Annotated in this window: 15 protein-coding genes; 7 read left to right on the top strand and 8 right to left on the bottom strand. The window is 64.0% G+C overall.

Annotated features, from left to right (window positions below; translation table 11 throughout):
• The first annotated feature begins 41 nt into the window (after positions 1 to 41).
• Complete coding sequence (locus OCUBac02_RS24705) at positions 42 to 1,493, top strand: hypothetical protein (protein WP_173050201.1); 1,452 nt, start codon at positions 42 to 44, stop codon at positions 1,491 to 1,493.
• Positions 1,494 to 1,496: 3 nt separating this feature from the next.
• On the opposite strand, the gene OCUBac02_RS24710 is transcribed toward OCUBac02_RS24705, so the two are convergent.
• The gene (locus OCUBac02_RS24710) at positions 1,497 to 1,997 is read right to left on the bottom strand and encodes a hypothetical protein (protein ID WP_173050202.1); all 501 of its coding nucleotides are present in this window, start codon (positions 1,995 to 1,997) and stop codon (positions 1,497 to 1,499) included.
• Positions 1,998 to 2,125: 128 nt separating this feature from the next.
• Between OCUBac02_RS24710 and OCUBac02_RS24715 the strand changes: the two genes are divergently transcribed.
• Positions 2,126 to 2,677: a hypothetical protein gene (locus tag OCUBac02_RS24715; protein WP_173050204.1), complete on the top strand. Its 552-nt coding sequence runs from the start codon at positions 2,126 to 2,128 to the stop codon at positions 2,675 to 2,677.
• 30 nt (positions 2,678 to 2,707) lie between these two features.
• Here the strand turns inward: OCUBac02_RS24715 and OCUBac02_RS24720 are convergent, their stop codons facing one another.
• Positions 2,708 to 3,637, bottom strand: coding sequence for a radical SAM protein (locus OCUBac02_RS24720; protein ID WP_244639326.1), 930 nt, complete (start codon positions 3,635 to 3,637; stop codon positions 2,708 to 2,710).
• 255 nt (positions 3,638 to 3,892) lie between these two features.
• Here OCUBac02_RS24720 and OCUBac02_RS24725 point away from each other — a divergent pair, with 255 nt between their 5' ends.
• A complete protein-coding gene (locus OCUBac02_RS24725; protein WP_173050208.1) occupies positions 3,893 to 4,465 on the top strand; it encodes a hypothetical protein in 573 nt (190 codons plus the stop codon).
• On the opposite strand, the gene OCUBac02_RS24730 is transcribed toward OCUBac02_RS24725, so the two are convergent.
• Positions 4,455 to 5,093, bottom strand: coding sequence for a hypothetical protein (locus tag OCUBac02_RS24730; protein ID WP_173050210.1), 639 nt, complete (start codon positions 5,091 to 5,093; stop codon positions 4,455 to 4,457). The two genes, OCUBac02_RS24725 and OCUBac02_RS24730, sit on opposite strands and share 11 nt — an antisense overlap.
• A gap of 51 nt (positions 5,094 to 5,144) precedes the next feature.
• On the opposite strand from OCUBac02_RS24730, the gene OCUBac02_RS24735 reads away from it, so the two are divergent.
• A complete protein-coding gene (locus OCUBac02_RS24735; protein WP_173050212.1) occupies positions 5,145 to 6,074 on the top strand; it encodes a hypothetical protein in 930 nt (309 codons plus the stop codon).
• Between the two features lie 5 nt (positions 6,075 to 6,079).
• Positions 6,080 to 6,703, top strand: a complete 624-nt coding sequence (locus OCUBac02_RS24740; RefSeq protein ID WP_173050214.1) for a hypothetical protein — start codon at positions 6,080 to 6,082, stop codon at positions 6,701 to 6,703.
• A gap of 25 nt (positions 6,704 to 6,728) precedes the next feature.
• Here OCUBac02_RS24740 and recD2 read toward each other — a convergent pair whose 3' ends face one another.
• Positions 6,729 to 9,137, bottom strand: a complete 2,409-nt coding sequence (gene recD2 / locus OCUBac02_RS24745; protein ID WP_173050216.1) for an SF1B family DNA helicase RecD2 — start codon at positions 9,135 to 9,137, stop codon at positions 6,729 to 6,731.
• Between the two features lie 397 nt (positions 9,138 to 9,534).
• On the opposite strand from recD2, the gene OCUBac02_RS24750 reads away from it, so the two are divergent.
• Together OCUBac02_RS24750 and OCUBac02_RS24755 are read left to right on the top strand one after the other, a co-directional pair.
• Positions 9,535 to 10,581 carry an MFS transporter gene (locus OCUBac02_RS24750; RefSeq protein WP_173050218.1) on the top strand — a complete coding sequence of 349 codons (1,047 nt, stop codon included), beginning with the start codon at positions 9,535 to 9,537 and terminating at the stop codon, positions 10,579 to 10,581.
• Positions 10,581 to 11,558, top strand: a complete 978-nt coding sequence (locus OCUBac02_RS24755) for a DnaJ C-terminal domain-containing protein (RefSeq protein WP_173050220.1) — start codon at positions 10,581 to 10,583, stop codon at positions 11,556 to 11,558. The genes OCUBac02_RS24750 and OCUBac02_RS24755 overlap by 1 nt, the downstream gene beginning before the upstream one ends.
• On the opposite strand, the gene OCUBac02_RS24760 is transcribed toward OCUBac02_RS24755, so the two are convergent.
• From OCUBac02_RS24760 to OCUBac02_RS24775, 4 genes are read right to left on the bottom strand one after another with little or no spacing between them, the layout of a single operon-like run.
• Positions 11,555 to 11,773, bottom strand: a complete 219-nt coding sequence (locus tag OCUBac02_RS24760) for a hypothetical protein (RefSeq protein ID WP_173050222.1) — start codon at positions 11,771 to 11,773, stop codon at positions 11,555 to 11,557. The two genes, OCUBac02_RS24755 and OCUBac02_RS24760, sit on opposite strands and share 4 nt — an antisense overlap.
• Positions 11,770 to 12,381 carry a hypothetical protein gene (locus OCUBac02_RS24765; protein WP_173050223.1) on the bottom strand — a complete coding sequence of 204 codons (612 nt, stop codon included), beginning with the start codon at positions 12,379 to 12,381 and terminating at the stop codon, positions 11,770 to 11,772. The genes OCUBac02_RS24760 and OCUBac02_RS24765 overlap by 4 nt, the downstream gene beginning before the upstream one ends.
• 1 nt (position 12,382) lies before the next feature.
• Positions 12,383 to 12,988, bottom strand: coding sequence for a hypothetical protein (locus OCUBac02_RS24770; protein ID WP_173050225.1), 606 nt, complete (start codon positions 12,986 to 12,988; stop codon positions 12,383 to 12,385).
• A complete protein-coding gene (locus OCUBac02_RS24775; protein WP_173050227.1) occupies positions 12,978 to 15,164 on the bottom strand; it encodes a PcfJ domain-containing protein in 2,187 nt (728 codons plus the stop codon). The genes OCUBac02_RS24770 and OCUBac02_RS24775 overlap by 11 nt, the downstream gene beginning before the upstream one ends.
• Positions 15,165 to 15,166 lie beyond the last annotated feature (2 nt).

Genomic DNA, 15,166 nt, shown 5'->3' on the forward strand with positions numbered 1-15,166 from the left:
CGTCTCCGAGCATCCTCGGTGGAATCGATTGGAGATAAGGCATGGCAACGGCGAACCAGGTACGCGCCCTTCGGTTTGAAGAAAGCACGCTGCGCCGGCTGTCCGCCGGCCTTCGGAACGCGACGGCGCTCGTCATCGCGCCGCAGCGCTCGCCCTTCGACAATTTCGGCGTCCTCGCTGCTCGCAATCTCGCCCCGCGCAAGCGGCCGGCGCTCGATTCCGGCTTCACCGTCAAGGACGCTCGGGAACGCATTACCGAGTTCCTCGACAACACCTTCCGTCCCGAGAGCCTGTTCGAGCTCGTTGGCTACCTCCGCCAGCGTCTGCTTCATATCGAGCATCGGCGTCAGCCCGACGGCGGCAGCGCGAACTACCTCATTGACGGGGTGAGCAAGCAGAGCGTGCTGGCGGCTTCCGTCGATCGCCGTCTCTCGCGCCCTGGCCTTGCGCGCATGTTCGGTCGCACCCTCGATGCCGAAGTCGAAGCGGCCGCCCGGATGCGCGTCCAGCAGGAAACCCCGGAGCAGACCGAAGCGCGTCGCCTGCGCTCTTTCAACGCTACCCGACTGCGCGGGCGCGCCGGCGATCCGGATGCTCCGCCTTTCGGCGACTGGGACGACATGCGCTTCTCGGCGCAGTCGATGTTCCGTGGCCGCGAGATCACGGTGCAGGGCACCGAGGTCTGGGCAGGTTTCGAGCTTGCTCGGGCTTCCGACGATCCGGCTGCGAACCTGCGCCTCTATCGCGATCTCCGCGCACAGGGCCACAACGTCATCGTCCCCGCGAAGACGCGTGAGGATGCCGAGGCCGGCCGCTTCGTTCCCGGCATGCCGCTCGTGGCTCGCGAAGGCGCCGTCCGCACCCGTCTGATCGCGAAGTCGCTGAGCTACGCCAAGCTGACCGAGACCTTCAAGCAGTCGCCCTTCGCCTATTTCGAGGAGATGGCGCGCCGCATGGGTCGTCAGACGCCGGCGCCCAACAAGGTGGTCGAGCTCGCGGCCTTCCGCGATCGCTTCCGTCGGGTCGAGTCGCCGGAGCCCATCCAGCCTGCTATCCGTCCGGAAGTTGTCCGCCAGGTCCTGATCCGCATCGGCGTCGAGCAGCTCACGGTGTTCGATCCCAGCACCGGGCACGAGCATCCGTTCGATCCGACGAAGCTCCCGGCCGGGCGTTACAACAAGGAGGACGGGTTCGGGCTGCCTGCGGGCTTTGTCCTTGTGGACGCCGACGGCGGCTATGCGCACCTCGACGAGGATGAGCGCTACCACAACGCCTTCGGACCTGCCCTGGTGCCTCCCAAGGGCTCTCAGGAGCCGCCGCGCTGGGCCATGAACGGGGAGTTTCTCACGAAGGTCGAATTCCAGGCTCGCACGACCTATGAGCGCCTCCTGGATCGGACCCCCGCACGGCCCGAGCCGGAACCGGAACCTGATCTGGGGCCGAAGTTCCTCCCGGAGCCGACGCCGCCCCGTCCCGGCGCCCGCAAGCGCTAAGGGTTACCAGTCAAGATCGCAGTACGGCACAGAGGGCGCCTTCCGGACCAACCGGGCGGCGCCCTTCTCCGTAAGGACGCCGAAGACCTGGGCACTTCGCGAAAGATCCTGCACATCCAGCCCGAGAAACTCGGCGTAGAGCTCGATTACCGCCACCACGAAGCTCTCCCCATGCGCGGGCTCGCCAGCCGCCACATCAGGAAATGTCACGAGATGAGCAAGCTCGTGGAGAATGGTGTGTTTCGTCCGCCCCCAGTCCGCGATCGAGATCAGTCCGCCTGGCGTGGCATAGCAATCGCCTGTCCCCGTGAAGCGTAGGGAACTGACCGATATCGCGCGGCTGCGAACCACCAGGCGAATGAACGCAGCGCATTCGTCGCGCGACATGATCTCCGGGCGCGCTCGGCTGTCGACGCAGGCGCGCTCCCAATCATAGACGCGCTTCTGCAGCGGATCATCGTCGGGGCCGAAGCTCCTCTGCGCGTTCCTGGTCGAGCTATTCATCGAGGATCCTCGGGGGCGGCGAACGCGCGTAGCGCTTCCGGAAAATATTTTCGTGGATTCTGGTTGTGCATTTCAAGGACCGCTCGCACGCTGCTTGGGACAAACTGCCGAAGCGCGGAGACGAATCGATGAACGGACGCCAGATCAACGTCGAGAAGGCGGAATACATGAAGGCGGTCAATGGCAGCATGGCGGCCAGCTTCGGCGTGGGCTTCATGAAGGTTCACAACGATATCGACCCGCACCTCGCGATCATGAGCCAGGCGCTCGCCGATGGAATCTTCGCCGATGATTTCGTGGACCGGCTTTCGAAGACCTACGGCTTCGTCCGCGCCGAGGGCGATACCAGTCTCGAAAACGCGCGGGCCGAAAACCTCCGCATCGCGGCCCTCGCGAACTATGTGCGCGAGGATGAAGGCTGGGCGATCGGCGGGGACGGCGCGGTCTATCGCGCCGGGGCCGGCGGCGTGTTCAAGATGGAGGCCATCACCTCGCGGACCGGAAGCTGGGGCTTCGGCGCCTTCTTCTCCGAGGATGCCGAGCTCTCTCTCGATGACGACGGCTTCGCGACCGTGTCGGGAGGAACCTTCGACTTCCTCGGCGGTGGCGTCGACATCCACAATGCCGTCGCCCACTACGAAGCGCGCCTGGAGATGACCCAGGCCCCCGGTCTGCACTGATCCGGAACGCTCCGGCCTCGTGATTTCAGGTCACGAGGCCGGAGCAAATAGATCGCCCTGATTGGGCCCGACAACACGGCTCGCCTTGTAGCCGCCGTCATAGGATTTCCACGGGACTGCTCGATACAGTCCTGTCACGACCCAACGCTGGAACCTCTTCAGGTCCCTCCGGCTGTTGTCGAAAACCATCGGGTAAGGGCGTATCCCACGCGCGACCATGCGGTCGAACCGGTGGAATATCCGCTCCCAGGTTTCCTTCTTGTCGAAACCGACCAGCATAAAAGTCATGAGGTGGGACGGCGGGACGCCATGGCGTTCCAGTGTGTCGACGCCGCGGAAGAAGACCTCCTCGTCCTTGAGATTATCCCACGCGGTGTAGAGCCGGCGCTTGGTGAATCCGTCATCGCGGTATTCAACCGACGAAAGCGCAGAGGCGACCTCGTCCGTCATCGCGCGGACATTGATCCCCTGCGTAAAGCTGACCTTGAAGCCGCCGTCGCGGATTTCCGCCATCCGCTCTTCCCAGCCCGGCGCGCCGAAGAAGTCGTTATCGAGCAGGTGAAGGTTCCGGGGCCATGGGTCGCCGCGCCAGATATCGGCGATCGACGCGACCGAGCGCGGCTTTCCCTCCTTCCCGGGCACGACGCAGAACTTGCACGAAAGCCTGCAGCCGCGCTGGGTGAAGCCGATGCTCGCGTTGAAATCTGGATAGAGCGCGTAATCGAGACCGCTCTCGACGAAGCCCGGGATTTCCTCGACGGTCGCGATGCGGCCGCTTCCGGTTCCACCCAGCAGGGCGCCCGGCCATTCAGCCTCAAAGCGCCGAACCCGCTCCTCGGAGAACTTGAAGATCGCACCGCCATAGACAGCGTCATAGGCAGGCTCGTCGAGATGACGGTATGGCGACCTTGTGAAATGGATCACGTCACCGCGGGCGCGATGCCAGGCCGAGATCTTCATCAAGGCCAAGTTCGGCAGCTTTCCATCGAGCTGGGTGATTCGAATATGGCGCATCGACTCTTTCGCCGCCTGGTCTCATCAGATTGGCATCGACGATCGGATGTCTTTGGCCGGTTTGAAAGACCCGGCACGCAATCCTTTGGTGGATAGCCGAAGACAATTCGTGGCGCTGCCTTATCCGACTGGTTAGTTTCATCGGTGTGGAAGTCCGATGGTGAGGCCAGAAGGTTGCTGCCGAGAACGCTCAGCGAGACATTGTCCAACGTGATGGGGGTCCCCGCCTCGACGGCGGTGATCTTCATGCGTCAGCTGCGCGAGGCCAAGCTCCTGTCCAAGTCTGGCCGTGGGCGTGCCGCCGCTGATATGACCCCACTTGATGCCGCGCGTGCGATGGTCGCGATGGCGGCAACGCCCCGCCCGTTCCATGCGGTCGAGGCTCATGATCAGTTCGCGAACACCAAGCTCGCTCAACACTCCACCGGTGGGCTTTTGGACACGCTGCCCGAGACCGACGGGATCAGCGCCGTCGCCGCTCTGATCGAGCGATATGTGAACGGGCAGGTCGACCAGCACTTCAAAACGACGGGGGTGACCTGGGAGGCGCGAGCCTCGGCGGTGGACCTCGTGTTCATGGTCACGCCGCCGGTTTCGATCCAGTTCCGGATTGTGGTGAATAACCAGCTCGTCGAGAGCCGCAACTACATCCAGGAGGGCGCCGTCGCGCCGCAGGCTGATCTACGCGAGTATCGCAGGCTCAGCGGGCGGACCTTCATGGCGCTCGCTGACGCCTTCAATGCCTTCATGCGCGAGGATTTCCTCAGCGCTTGACCTTCGTGGTCTCGGGCTTTGCCGCCGCTTCAGCGGCGGCCGGCTTCGCGCCGGGTTTCGGGCACGCCGCGTCGATCGTCTTCTTCGCCACAGGGAAGCCTTCCAGGCGATAGTTCTGGATGATCATGCCGTCCTTGCGCAGCCAGGTGACGCGGGCTTCCTTGCCCTGTTCCAGGGCCGCAACGAGACGCTCTTCGGGCTCCCCCGACCTCACGAAGCCGGCGCCCTTGAAAATCAGCAGGCTGAACTCCTTGCCATCGACGTCGATGGTTCCTTCTTCACCCGTGTCTTCGCCGTAGCCGGAGACGATCACCACCCCATTGAAGTTGTCGAGCTTCGGGGCATTCTTGATCGCGATGTACGGGCGCCCAAGCGGCCGCACGGGCGCTTCGTTGTCCGCGGCCATGCCGAGCAGCGCGAAGCACTCCTCACCCTTGGTCCAGGTCTCCCAGCCCTTGGTCTGGGCCGAGGCGCCGGCGGCACCCATCAGGACGAGCGCGGCCGTCGCCAGGCTGGTCAGGATTTTCATCACGTCACTCCAACAAGATTCCTTCGACTCTCGAATGACTATCCATGGGACCGAAGGCGACGTCCACATTTCTCCTTGCCCTGCGATGGTGACTTTCATGGAGTCGACGCAGATTCCGGTGGATGAGCTAATTCCGGTGCGGAGCATCCAATGAAGATCGTTATGCAGCTGAGCCGCCCGCAGATGGGCCTCTACAAGGATCGCCCCTATCTTTCGATCCTGGGTCGTTCCGATTCCGGCGAGTGGGTCAAGGCGATGGCCTGGGATTCGGTCGCGGAAGCGCTTTCCGCCAAGATCGAGAACCTGACGCAGGCTGACGAGGATCTCGCCTCGCGGCGCGCTTTCATCGATTGCTCCGGCTACACCAAGTCCACCGACAAGACCCGGCGCGACGGCTCGACCTATGTCGAGAACAAGTTCATCATCAAGTCCTTCAACTTCCTCAGTGGACCGAGCCTCGAGGCTGCCCGCACGCGCCTGGATGCTGCGATCACTCTTGCAGCGGCACATCGTGCTCGCGAGGCCGGCGATCTGGACGGAGCCTACCGCATGCTGGAAGGGCTGGCGGCTAGCATCGCTCGCGTCCCGGCACCGTCTCTGCGCGTCGAGATTCCTGCGGCGGAAATGGATCCGCCTGCCGAACTCAACGCGGGTCCGGAGGAAGCGGCCGCCCAGCGCATTCGTGAAGCGGACGCTGCTCGCGGTGCGTCCGATGGCGCAGCGGTTGCCGAGCCCTCGCAGGCGGAGCCGGCAGAGGTGAGTGCGACTGCGGAAGTGGTCGAGAACGCCGCCGAGGCCGAAGCGACTGTCGAAGTCACTCCTGACGCGGCAGTCGTGGCCGAGCAGGCTGCTGCCGTCGAGGCGAGCGAAGAAGCGACTGAGGATGACGACCAGACCTTCGGCGACGCACCTGACGCGACCGCTGAGGCCAACGAAGAGCCGTCGGCTCCGGAAGTGACGGCGGCCGCGGAGAAACCCTCTGCGCCAGCTCCTCAGGCGCGTCCAGCTGCTCGCCCGCTGCCCGGTCGTGCCGCCCCGCCCCCGCCGCGGCGCGCTCCCGGCATGCGCCCTGGCATGTGACCGCTATGGATCTCATCGCTAAGCCCCGCGCCGTCGACGCTACCCTCGTTCTCGAAGGCGGCGTCATCCCGGCGCGGGGCTTTCTCTTTTCCGACGGCCGGTATGAGCTCGTTTCGCTCCCGCCCAACCCCTCCGCGATCGGGGATGGCGACATCGTCCTCGCCGAGCGCTTCGGTGAACGCTTCTACACCTCAGCCATGGTCGGCGACGGGCGTGTACGCGGCTTCCTTCGGTTGGCCAGCGGTCCTGAGATCCCCGTCGACCTCTCGGAGCCACTCCGCGTCCTGCCCAACGTCATCGAGGCTTCTGTCCATCTCAAGAACGGCACCGTTGTCGGGATCGATGTGACGGAAGAGGTGCTTGAAATGGACCACGACGGTTTCCTCGCGCTGAGCGACGCCCGTGTCTCCGCCGGCCAAACGGCTATTGGTCGTGAGATCCGCGCCACCTATGGCGCCGACCAGGTCGAACGTGTGGAACTCGTCGCTGCCGCTTCCGCATTCTTCGGGCGCTTGCCGGCGGCAGACGGTCGAGGATTGATCGCGACGCAGGACGTCGACGCGCTTGACTATGCGCTACGCGTGGAGCTCCACCAGCGCCTAGCCCCGGCGCCCTCTCCGAGTTTCTGATTTCAGAAGGCGGGATTTCCGCCCTTCAAGGTTCGTCGATCTGAAGGAAGCCGCCCGGCACCATTGCCGGCACCATGTGATCGATACCCTCATCGAGTTCCGGCTCGATTGCCATCTCACTCTGCAGGCGCTTTGCGAGGCCGGTATAGCGGCGGTCGAGATCGATCGTCGCGGCGGCGCGCTCGATGCACTCGTCGGCGCCGATCACGACGCACAGCTGCTTGGCGCGGGTAATCGCTGTATAGAAGAGGTTCCGGCGCAGCATGAACATCTGGCTGCGGTGCGCAGCGAAGATGACCACGGGAGCTTCGCAACCCTGGCTCTTGTGGACGGTCGTGGCGTAGGCGAGCTCGATGTCTTCGATGTCCGACTTGCCGTAGGTCGCCTTCGACTCTGGATATTCGACGACGATGAACGGCAACGGCTTGCCGTTCTCCTCGTCGGGGCGGTGTCCGACATGGCAGACGAAGCCGACCTCGCCGTTGAATATTCCCTTCGAGTAGTCGTTGCGCTGCTGCATGATGCGGTCGCCGACCGTGTAGGTCGTTTTCCCGATCGTGACCGAGTTCGGGTCATCCTCGATGGCCGGGTTCAGGGCCGCCTTGATCGCCTCGTTGAGCTTGTCGACGCCGATCTCGCGCGGACGCATCGGCGTCATCACATGCACGTCGCGCAGCGGGTCGACGCCGCGGGCCGGCAGCACGTCTTTGAGCAGGGAGATCACCTTGCCCAGGATCTCCTCCGGCTGCTCGATCGGCATCACCTTGAAGCCCTTGGCCGTGTACACATCTGCCGGGAGAGGCGTGAGCCCGTTGTTCACGCGGTGAGCGGCCGTCACGATCGCCGAGTCATTGCCTTGGCGGTGAACGACCTCCAGGCGCGACGTCGGTATCACTCCGGACTCGATAAGATCTCGGAGGACCTGGCCGGCGCCGACCGACGGAAGCTGGTCCACGTCGCCGACGATCGTGAGCCCACTGTCGCTGCCGATTGCCTGGATGAAGCTGCAGGCGAGATCGATATCCACCATCGAGAACTCGTCGACGATGAACCAGTTGTTGGGGAATGGATTGCCTGCGTCATGAACGAAAGCACCTTCCTGCACACGCAGCAGCCTGTGACAGGTCGAAGCCTCGCGACCTGACACCTCGGCCAGGCGCTTTGCTGCGCGGCCGGTAGGCGCAACAAGAGCGATGTCGCGCTTGAAGTTGCTGAGGGCCTGAACGATGACCTTCTGGGTCGTCGACTTACCCGTGCCCGGGCCACCGGTGATGACGCTGACGGCGTGCGTCAGCGCATTGACGGCCGCTTCACGCTGACTGGGGTCGAGTGTGATATGCATCTGCGTCTCGGCCAGACGAATGGCCGCCAACGCTTCGTCGTGCTCATAGGCGCCGCAATTCAGCAGGCGAGCGAGATCGCGAGCAACGCGCTGCTCGACCGCGCGCACCTTCAACGAAACGGCGAGTCCGGTCTCCTCGTCCAGCACGGCAGCGTGACCATCGAGCGCCAAGTCTATGTATTTGTGGACGATTGGCTTCGGATGCTGGAGCAGCATTGCCGCCTTCTCGACCAGAACCTCCACCGGCAAGCCGCAGTGACCGTCTCGCTTGGCGGCAATAAGGGTATGACGAAGCCCCGCTCGCATACGCAGCGGAGAATCCTTCGCGTGCCCTTCGATGGCTCCGATCCTGTCAGCCGTCGCGAACCCCACGCCCTCGATGAGCTCGGAAAGGCTCCAGGGGTTCTCCGCGATCTTCTGCCTCGCGGTCTCCCCCAGGACCTCCATCACGTTCTTGATCTGGCGGGAATTCAGGCCGTGCTCGGCCAGGAAGGCAACGGTTTCGGGACGCATGGCATTGGTAAGCCACGCTTCGGCGATCGCCTTCGCCTTTTCGAGCGGGATCTCGGCCTCGACGAGAATCTCGGGTTGGGTGACGACGTCGATCAGGCGAACACCGAAGTGCTTCCCGAGCGCATCCGCCGTTGCGGCGCCAACTCCGGGGATCTTGCTCTTCTTGATCCAGTAGACGACGCCCATCGCGGAGCGGGGCATTTCGCCGACCACCGCAACCGCGTTGAAGACTCGCTCACCGCGACTGGTGCCCCATTTCCCGCGGATCATCACCTCGTCGCCGATCTCGGTTCCCTGGGCGAAGTTCGTGATGACCTTGAACTTGTCCTTGCCCTTCGTGACGAGCATCACGCGATACCCGTCCTCCGCCGAGTAGAGAACTCGGCGAATGCGCACCTTCGCCTCCAGATCGACCTCGACCTCTGCCTGCTTCGGGGCCTCCGAAACCTCAGGGGCGGAATAGTCCTCGTCGTCGTAATCATCAGGCTCAGATGAGCGGAGCGCGGCGAGCCCCGTTGCAGCCTTCGGCGGCAGTCGGGGCGTCTGATTCAGGGCCGGGGCAGACGGCGTCTGTTGCATCACCGCTGGTGCCGGCGGAACAGCACGCCTCTGATCGCCAAGCGAGGTTGACGGCGGTCGCTGACTGGGACGCGCCGGCGGCGGCGAACGCCGAGCACCAGAGGGCTGCGTCTGTGGCAGCGCCGGGCCGGAGGCACCAAAGAGCTCACCCTGCGATGTCGCAGGGCGTGGCGCTGTCGGTCTGCGGGCCGCGGGCGGCGGCGGTGGGCGACGCATCATCTGAGGAAACCATCCTTCAATCCTTCAGCACCTTTAGGATTGGCCATGCGAGTGTCAATGATCCATGCACCCTATCCATGACTTTGCGCCGCGGTGATTCTTGCGTCGCATGCAACTTGCCTCTTATCCTTCGATTCTCGGATGAAACCGCGATTCCACCCGTCGCGAGAGGCTCATAATGAAAAACGTGATCGCAGCCCTCGCCGCGATGGTCCTTGGTCTGGGCTCGATGGCTGCTGAGGCGGCGCAAGGATCGTGCTCGGGAATTCAGCTGCAGAAGCTCGTCGCGAACGCCAGTTTTCTTTCAGACAAGATGGTTCGCGTGGCCTCCCCGAGCCCGGACGCAATCGCCTTCGTGCATCCCGACGATTCCCGGCTGTCTGTCGCCTTTGCGCTGCAGTCGGTTCCCTCTGAGGCGATTTCGCGGGCCGACTTCGTGAAGGATCTTGAACGGCGGCTCGATCGCGAAGTCACGGCGCGCACCAAGCCTGGACTGGAGCTCCAGAAGGGGATTTTCCCGTATGATCCGGTGTCCTGGACCCTGTCTTCCCGCCAGCAGAGCAACGACGGCGTTCGGGTACAGGGCAACATGACGGTCCGCCTCACCGCCGGCTGTCATCTGCTGGCATCATGGGAGGTGATCGAGATCCCTGTTCTGATGAGCCGGATCGCCGGGATCACGAGTGCCCTCGACGCGGTCCGGCTGCGCGCGCCAACTGTGGTGGCCGCGTCCGAATTTCTTCCCGATCGTCGGGTTCCCCAGGGTGTGCAGGCGCTGGTGTACGGCCTGCTCGGGCCCACCGCCGCGGCTTTTGCCCTCGTCTTCGGTCTGTCGGGCTGGCTCAACCGGGGGCGTCCGAGCGTGATCAGCCGCGTGAGCCTTGCAGCCGGCGCCCTCGTCGGTCTCTACGGCTTGATGGTGGAGGCGCCGGTGCTCAAACCTGCCCTGCAGGATCTCCGCTATCTCGACCATGTCCTCCTCGCCGTAGCTGCCATTCTGGCGATGGTGGTTGGGGCGCTCCTCGGCTCCCAGCGGTCGGTTTTGATTGCGTCAACTTTCGCCATCTGCGCCGGCCTTTCGATTGCTGTCTCGGCCGCGCTTGGATGGGCTCCTATCGATACCGTCGCCCCGACCCTTGCCCTCGCCTATATCGGCGCTGGCGTTGCCGGTTTCGGGACCTGGAGCATCCGGCACATCGGCATGCCCAAGCCTCGGGCGCGCTGATGCTTCGCGGGCCGGATCCTTTCGAGGTCCTTGGCATCTCGAACGGTGCCGGCCGCGAGGAAGCCGAAGAGGCTTTTCGTCGGCTGGCGAAGCGACACCACCCCGACGCAGGCGGCGATCGAAATCGCTTCGAGGCGATTTCCGCTGCCATCGACCACATCCGGCGAAATGTGGCTGCCGCATCGGCCGCGTCCCATCCGAATTTCCAAGGTGGTTTCGAGCACGCATTCACGCGCGTCTTCGAGAGCATGCATCGCGCGAGCCGCCGGCAAGAGCATGTGCGCGCCGAACGGCTCCGGGTCGATCGCGAAATCAACCTGTCGTTGGACGAGGCCCATAGAGGCGGTTCGTTCCGCCTCGATCCGAAAGCGATCCTTTGCTCCGGTTGCAAGGGGCACGGCCTCGTCGAGTGCAGCGGCCCCGTTGCCTGCCCCGGATGCGGGGGCGCCGGCGCCTACCGCCAGGGTAAGGGGATCGTTTCGGTTCAGACCAGCTGCCAGGATTGCTCCGGCACAGGCGCGGTCACCTGGGCCCAATGCAGCGCTTGCGAAGGGCGTGGGGCTTTGGACGGGCGCTATGGGCTGGTCACAGTACCGAGGGGTGTCGACACCGGCTTCAGCATCTCCTGCCCCTATCGCGGCGGGAATCGCGATCTGCGCGTCACTGTTTTCGTCCGGAATGACCATCTCAGATCCCGCCGCGGAGACGATCTCTTCGTCGATCTCACGATTCCGATCTGGGACGCCGCGCTTGGTTGCGATGTACCGATCGCCGGTCTCGCGGGAGAGAGCCTCAACCTCAAGATCGCTGCGGGTACGCCGAGCGGCAAGTGCCTGAAGGCGAAGGGAAAGGGAATCAACAGGATGGACGGGGGGCGAGGGGACCTCTTCGTTGTTCTGAAGGTCGAAATCCCCGATGCGAGCTCGGGCCCGCTTCAGAAGGCGTTCCGAGATCTGAAGAGCAGGTTCGGGTCCTAGTCCTCGTCGGGCAGATCTAGGAGGCGCCGGACACGCCGGCGCTCTTCGAATGCACGGAAGCGGGCCAGCATGAAGCCCAGCCAGAGTGCGCCGTTCTCCTCGAGGCAGTTGTCGTCGTCAGCCGGCCTGGTCGGCTCCAGCTCGCCGCGTCCGAACATCCTACCTCCCCGATGGAAGGCAATCGTCCACCTGTCGACGACGACGTCAGCCGTCATGTGATTTCCGCGCGTGTCCGAATTCTGCGCGCTGCTTCACGCAGGCGGTCTTCGGCCTCTCTATGGGCGACAATTTTTGCCTCATCGGTCGTACGGAATGAGGCGCCGTCGGCAATGTCCGCCATGACTTCGATGATCTCGACGGCTTCCTCGAACGACGCGATCGAGGCCAACTTCGCCGCTCGATCGGCCGCCCGCTTCTCCCTTTCGGCGAGGGCTTCCGTCGCCGCCCCCTCTGTCAGGCGGAAGCGGAGATCCGAAAGCTCACCCGGATCCTCCGGATCGATTTCGCGCAGGTGGCGGACGAAGACGCGCGGATCTGCATCGCATTTCCTGAAACGCTCCTCCCGCGCGGCCGCTACTGCTTTCGTGAAGCCGTTGGCACGCTCTTCGCGAAGCTGCTTTAGCTCCGCGAGCGCAGGCGAAAAATTGTTCCAAAGCCTCATGACGGCTTCGTCGAGATAGCTTCGCTGCAGAGGAGAGAGGCGGTCGCGTGCGTCTCCGCTCATTGGTGGCGCAGCATTGAGGCTCAAGAGCGGCGCGAGGGTGCGGCCGAGATATTCCTCATCGATCTCCGGCCGGGTGGCCGTCTGCGTCGCCACCTCCATCTCAGGCAGGCTCCTTGGCTTGGGCCCTGGCAGCCTGGATCAAGGCATCGCAATAGGCGCTCGATGCGGCGACGCCCTCCCGGAAGCCCTGGAGATAAGCATCGGGCTGCTTCAGGTCAGCCCCTTCGAGCTCGGGCCTCGCCGCGTGCGAGGTAACCTGCTGGGTGATCGCGGTCATCATCCGCTCATTGAGGCCGGCATCCGCCTTAACGGCGAAGCCGAAGGCGCCTACGGCCGACGGCATCGTCGGATGATGACCGCGGCTCTCGGGTCCAATCGTATACCGGAGATACGGGAGAATGCGCTCTGCCGCCTTCTCAAGGCTCTCGATCCGTTTCCTCATCGCCACCAAAGTCCCGATCAGAGGATCTGCGACCGCGTCGGCTTCGACCTTTGCGATGGCCTCAGAATCGGTCGCCCCTTCCCCGCGCAGATAAACGCCGCAGGGGTGGGTGAAGAGCCAAACCGAGGTGCTCTTCCCATTGGGGCCGACAACGTCGAAGTGCGACGCGACGCTCCAGCCGTCCTGACGAAGGCGATCGAGGATTGGATTTGAGAAGATCCCGGTTGTGGCCGCCGGCGTCGTAGTCAGGGCATCATGCTGCATGGAGGGTAGCTTCCGGTTGACGGGGCGCGATCGCGGCCCTTGTTCTCGCGATGGCCGCTTGGCGCGCGGCCGGTGTGCTGATCGTTTTATCGATGAGGTCACGGAGCTTCTGGCCGTCCAATCGACGCCAGCTGCGCGGCAGGAAGGGGCGCACGCGGTCCATTGCCTGGCTTGCGAGCCAAGCCTTCATTTCCGGCGTCGGCGTTCCGACCGCCGCGAGCTCTTCCCCCGCCTTGTGGGCTGCCTGAATGCGTAGGAGAAGTGCTTCGAGGTCCTCGATCTCGAATGTCCTCACAAACTCCAGAACAGCAGGGAGGTGATCCGCCGGTGGGTCACCGTTGTCGACGCCTTTTAGTTGTTGGATCGCTAAGCGGTAGCCGGTCTGCTCGCAAAGGTGCAGGACCAGCTCCAGCGTGCTCCGTCCCGCCGGCGAGGAAAGCCCAAGGATCAACGAGCGCCCAACGGCTGCGTCGCCGGCATACGACGCCACGCAATGGAGCATCTCCCGGCCCTCCGCGAAGAACTGCTCGGTCGTGACCAGAGGCGTGATGGTAACCTCGCCGAAACGCTTCGGCTCCGAGATGAGATGCGGATAGAGCTGCGCGGTCAGCTCCTCGATCACTTCCGTGTCGGGCATGCATTGCGTCCGCGCCCAATCATTGTCTCGCCTTTCGGCGTCGGACAGGGCGCGTGAAACCAGGTGCCAATCGCGGTCGAGTTTGTCGAGCCCATCGAGGTCGCGGTTTTCCGGGAAGACGACCTCCAGACCAGCCTTGCGGGCCCAGATCAGCTCGATTCCCGTCGCCGTTGCGATCTGGCCGCTGATCCAGCGGAAGACGCTGGGCACGTTGCTCGCTTTTACGCTGCTAAGCACGCCCCGCTCATCGCGATAGCAATTGACCACGCGGGTGAAGCCAGGCGCGTCGACCTCAGCGAAGTTGCTTGCCATCCAAGCGAGCGTTTTGAAATCGCGTCCAGATGGGACGGGCGCATGAGCGTTCGCCGACAGAAGCTTCTCGTAGGCGTGCACGCCCTGTTCCAAAGCTTCGTAACGGAAGCCGTGGGTGAGCCTGACTCCAACCAGTGCCTTCAACGTCTTCCGGTGTAACCCCTTCAGCCCGAACAGGGTCTGAATGAAGCTCGCCAGCGGCTTCCTGGCCCGGAAGCCGGCCTGGACGGGCCCATAGAGAAGATGTCGCCATTCCAGCCAAGGAAGCGTTTTCCTCAGTTCCTGGGCCAGCTGATAGTCGGTGGCGTTCCACCCAGCGCGGGCCCTGAAGAAACCGACAGCGCCAAGCCTGTCGGCAAACGGGCGCTGACTGCGTGCAGCATGATCGATGATCGCGCTGGCGAATGACCGACGAAAGCGGGCGAGCGCGGCGCGCTCCCCCCGCATCAGCATGACTTTGACCGTCTCGCCGAACCCGGTGAAGCGTTCGATATCGAGCGGGGGACGCATGCTCATTCCGAGGACGAATAGGTTCTCGTCCGGCGTCAGGTCTGGAAACTTCTCCTGCTGGTTTTGAGTAAGCGCTTGCGTGACCAGGGAGCGAAGCACGGCGTCGCCTTCCTCGCTAAGAGGAACCGGCAGTTGCTCAGCGTCAGGGAGGAAGAGCTCGCGCGTGACGGTGCCGAGGTCGTCCATTGCGACGAAGAAGTGGAACCGCGTGCCGTGCGTCTCGTCCGCCCTCTGCGGAACGCGGACGACAAGAGCGCTATGCCAACCGGTGTCCCGCCCCGCGACGAAGCGCAAGGACCAAGTCTGGAGAACATTGCCGAGGTCCGTGGCGATGCGCTCGTGCTCGACTGGATCTTTGGAAAACCGGCGGTTGGAGACCCGGCGCAGACCAGCGCGCGAGGCAACCGCCTTCGGCATGTTGCCGAGGACGACCACCTTTTGCGACTTCCGGTTGACGAGTGCGTGCGCGATCCCGATGGCCGAGGCCTTGTCGACGACTCTGTGCCCGACGGTCTTCCGATAGAGGTACATCGCCTCGACGCGGATTGGTTCAGAAGGAAGCGGATGGGCAGCGGCGACAGCGCGGCATTTCGCAATCAGCGGGTGACCGGGCTTCGACGGGGCCCCCTCCAGCAGATTGTCGAGATGCTCACGCAGACCAACCAGACGCTCAAGGCGCTGGGAGGACGGCGTTAGGATGGCGACTGACTCGCGCATGA

It is taken from the genome of Bosea sp. ANAM02 (genome assembly GCF_011764485.1).
GTDB lineage: Bacteria > Pseudomonadota > Alphaproteobacteria > Rhizobiales > Beijerinckiaceae > Allobosea.

What these genes read in the sequence shown, in the direction of transcription:
- OCUBac02_RS24705 (WP_173050201.1), top strand. Translation starts at nt 42, where the DNA reads ATGGCAACGGCGAACCAGGTACGCGCCCTTCGGTTTGAAGAAAGCACG.
- OCUBac02_RS24710 (WP_173050202.1), bottom strand. Translation starts at nt 1,997, where the DNA reads ATGAATAGCTCGACCAGGAACGCGCAGAGGAGCTTCGGCCCCGACGAT.
- OCUBac02_RS24715 (WP_173050204.1), top strand. Translation starts at nt 2,126, where the DNA reads ATGAACGGACGCCAGATCAACGTCGAGAAGGCGGAATACATGAAGGCG.
- OCUBac02_RS24720 (WP_244639326.1), bottom strand. Translation starts at nt 3,637, where the DNA reads ATGAAGATCTCGGCCTGGCATCGCGCCCGCGGTGACGTGATCCATTTC.
- OCUBac02_RS24730 (WP_173050210.1), bottom strand. Translation starts at nt 5,093, where the DNA reads ATGAAAGTCACCATCGCAGGGCAAGGAGAAATGTGGACGTCGCCTTCG.
- OCUBac02_RS24735 (WP_173050212.1), top strand. Translation starts at nt 5,145, where the DNA reads ATGAAGATCGTTATGCAGCTGAGCCGCCCGCAGATGGGCCTCTACAAG.
- OCUBac02_RS24740 (WP_173050214.1), top strand. Translation starts at nt 6,080, where the DNA reads ATGGATCTCATCGCTAAGCCCCGCGCCGTCGACGCTACCCTCGTTCTC.
- recD2 (WP_173050216.1), bottom strand. Translation starts at nt 9,137, where the DNA reads ATGCAACAGACGCCGTCTGCCCCGGCCCTGAATCAGACGCCCCGACTG.
- OCUBac02_RS24750 (WP_173050218.1), top strand. Translation starts at nt 9,535, where the DNA reads ATGAAAAACGTGATCGCAGCCCTCGCCGCGATGGTCCTTGGTCTGGGC.
- OCUBac02_RS24755 (WP_173050220.1), top strand. Translation starts at nt 10,581, where the DNA reads ATGCTTCGCGGGCCGGATCCTTTCGAGGTCCTTGGCATCTCGAACGGT.
- OCUBac02_RS24760 (WP_173050222.1), bottom strand. Translation starts at nt 11,773, where the DNA reads ATGACGGCTGACGTCGTCGTCGACAGGTGGACGATTGCCTTCCATCGG.
- OCUBac02_RS24765 (WP_173050223.1), bottom strand. Translation starts at nt 12,381, where the DNA reads ATGGAGGTGGCGACGCAGACGGCCACCCGGCCGGAGATCGATGAGGAA.
- OCUBac02_RS24770 (WP_173050225.1), bottom strand. Translation starts at nt 12,988, where the DNA reads ATGCAGCATGATGCCCTGACTACGACGCCGGCGGCCACAACCGGGATC.
- OCUBac02_RS24775 (WP_173050227.1), bottom strand. Translation starts at nt 15,164, where the DNA reads ATGCGCGAGTCAGTCGCCATCCTAACGCCGTCCTCCCAGCGCCTTGAG.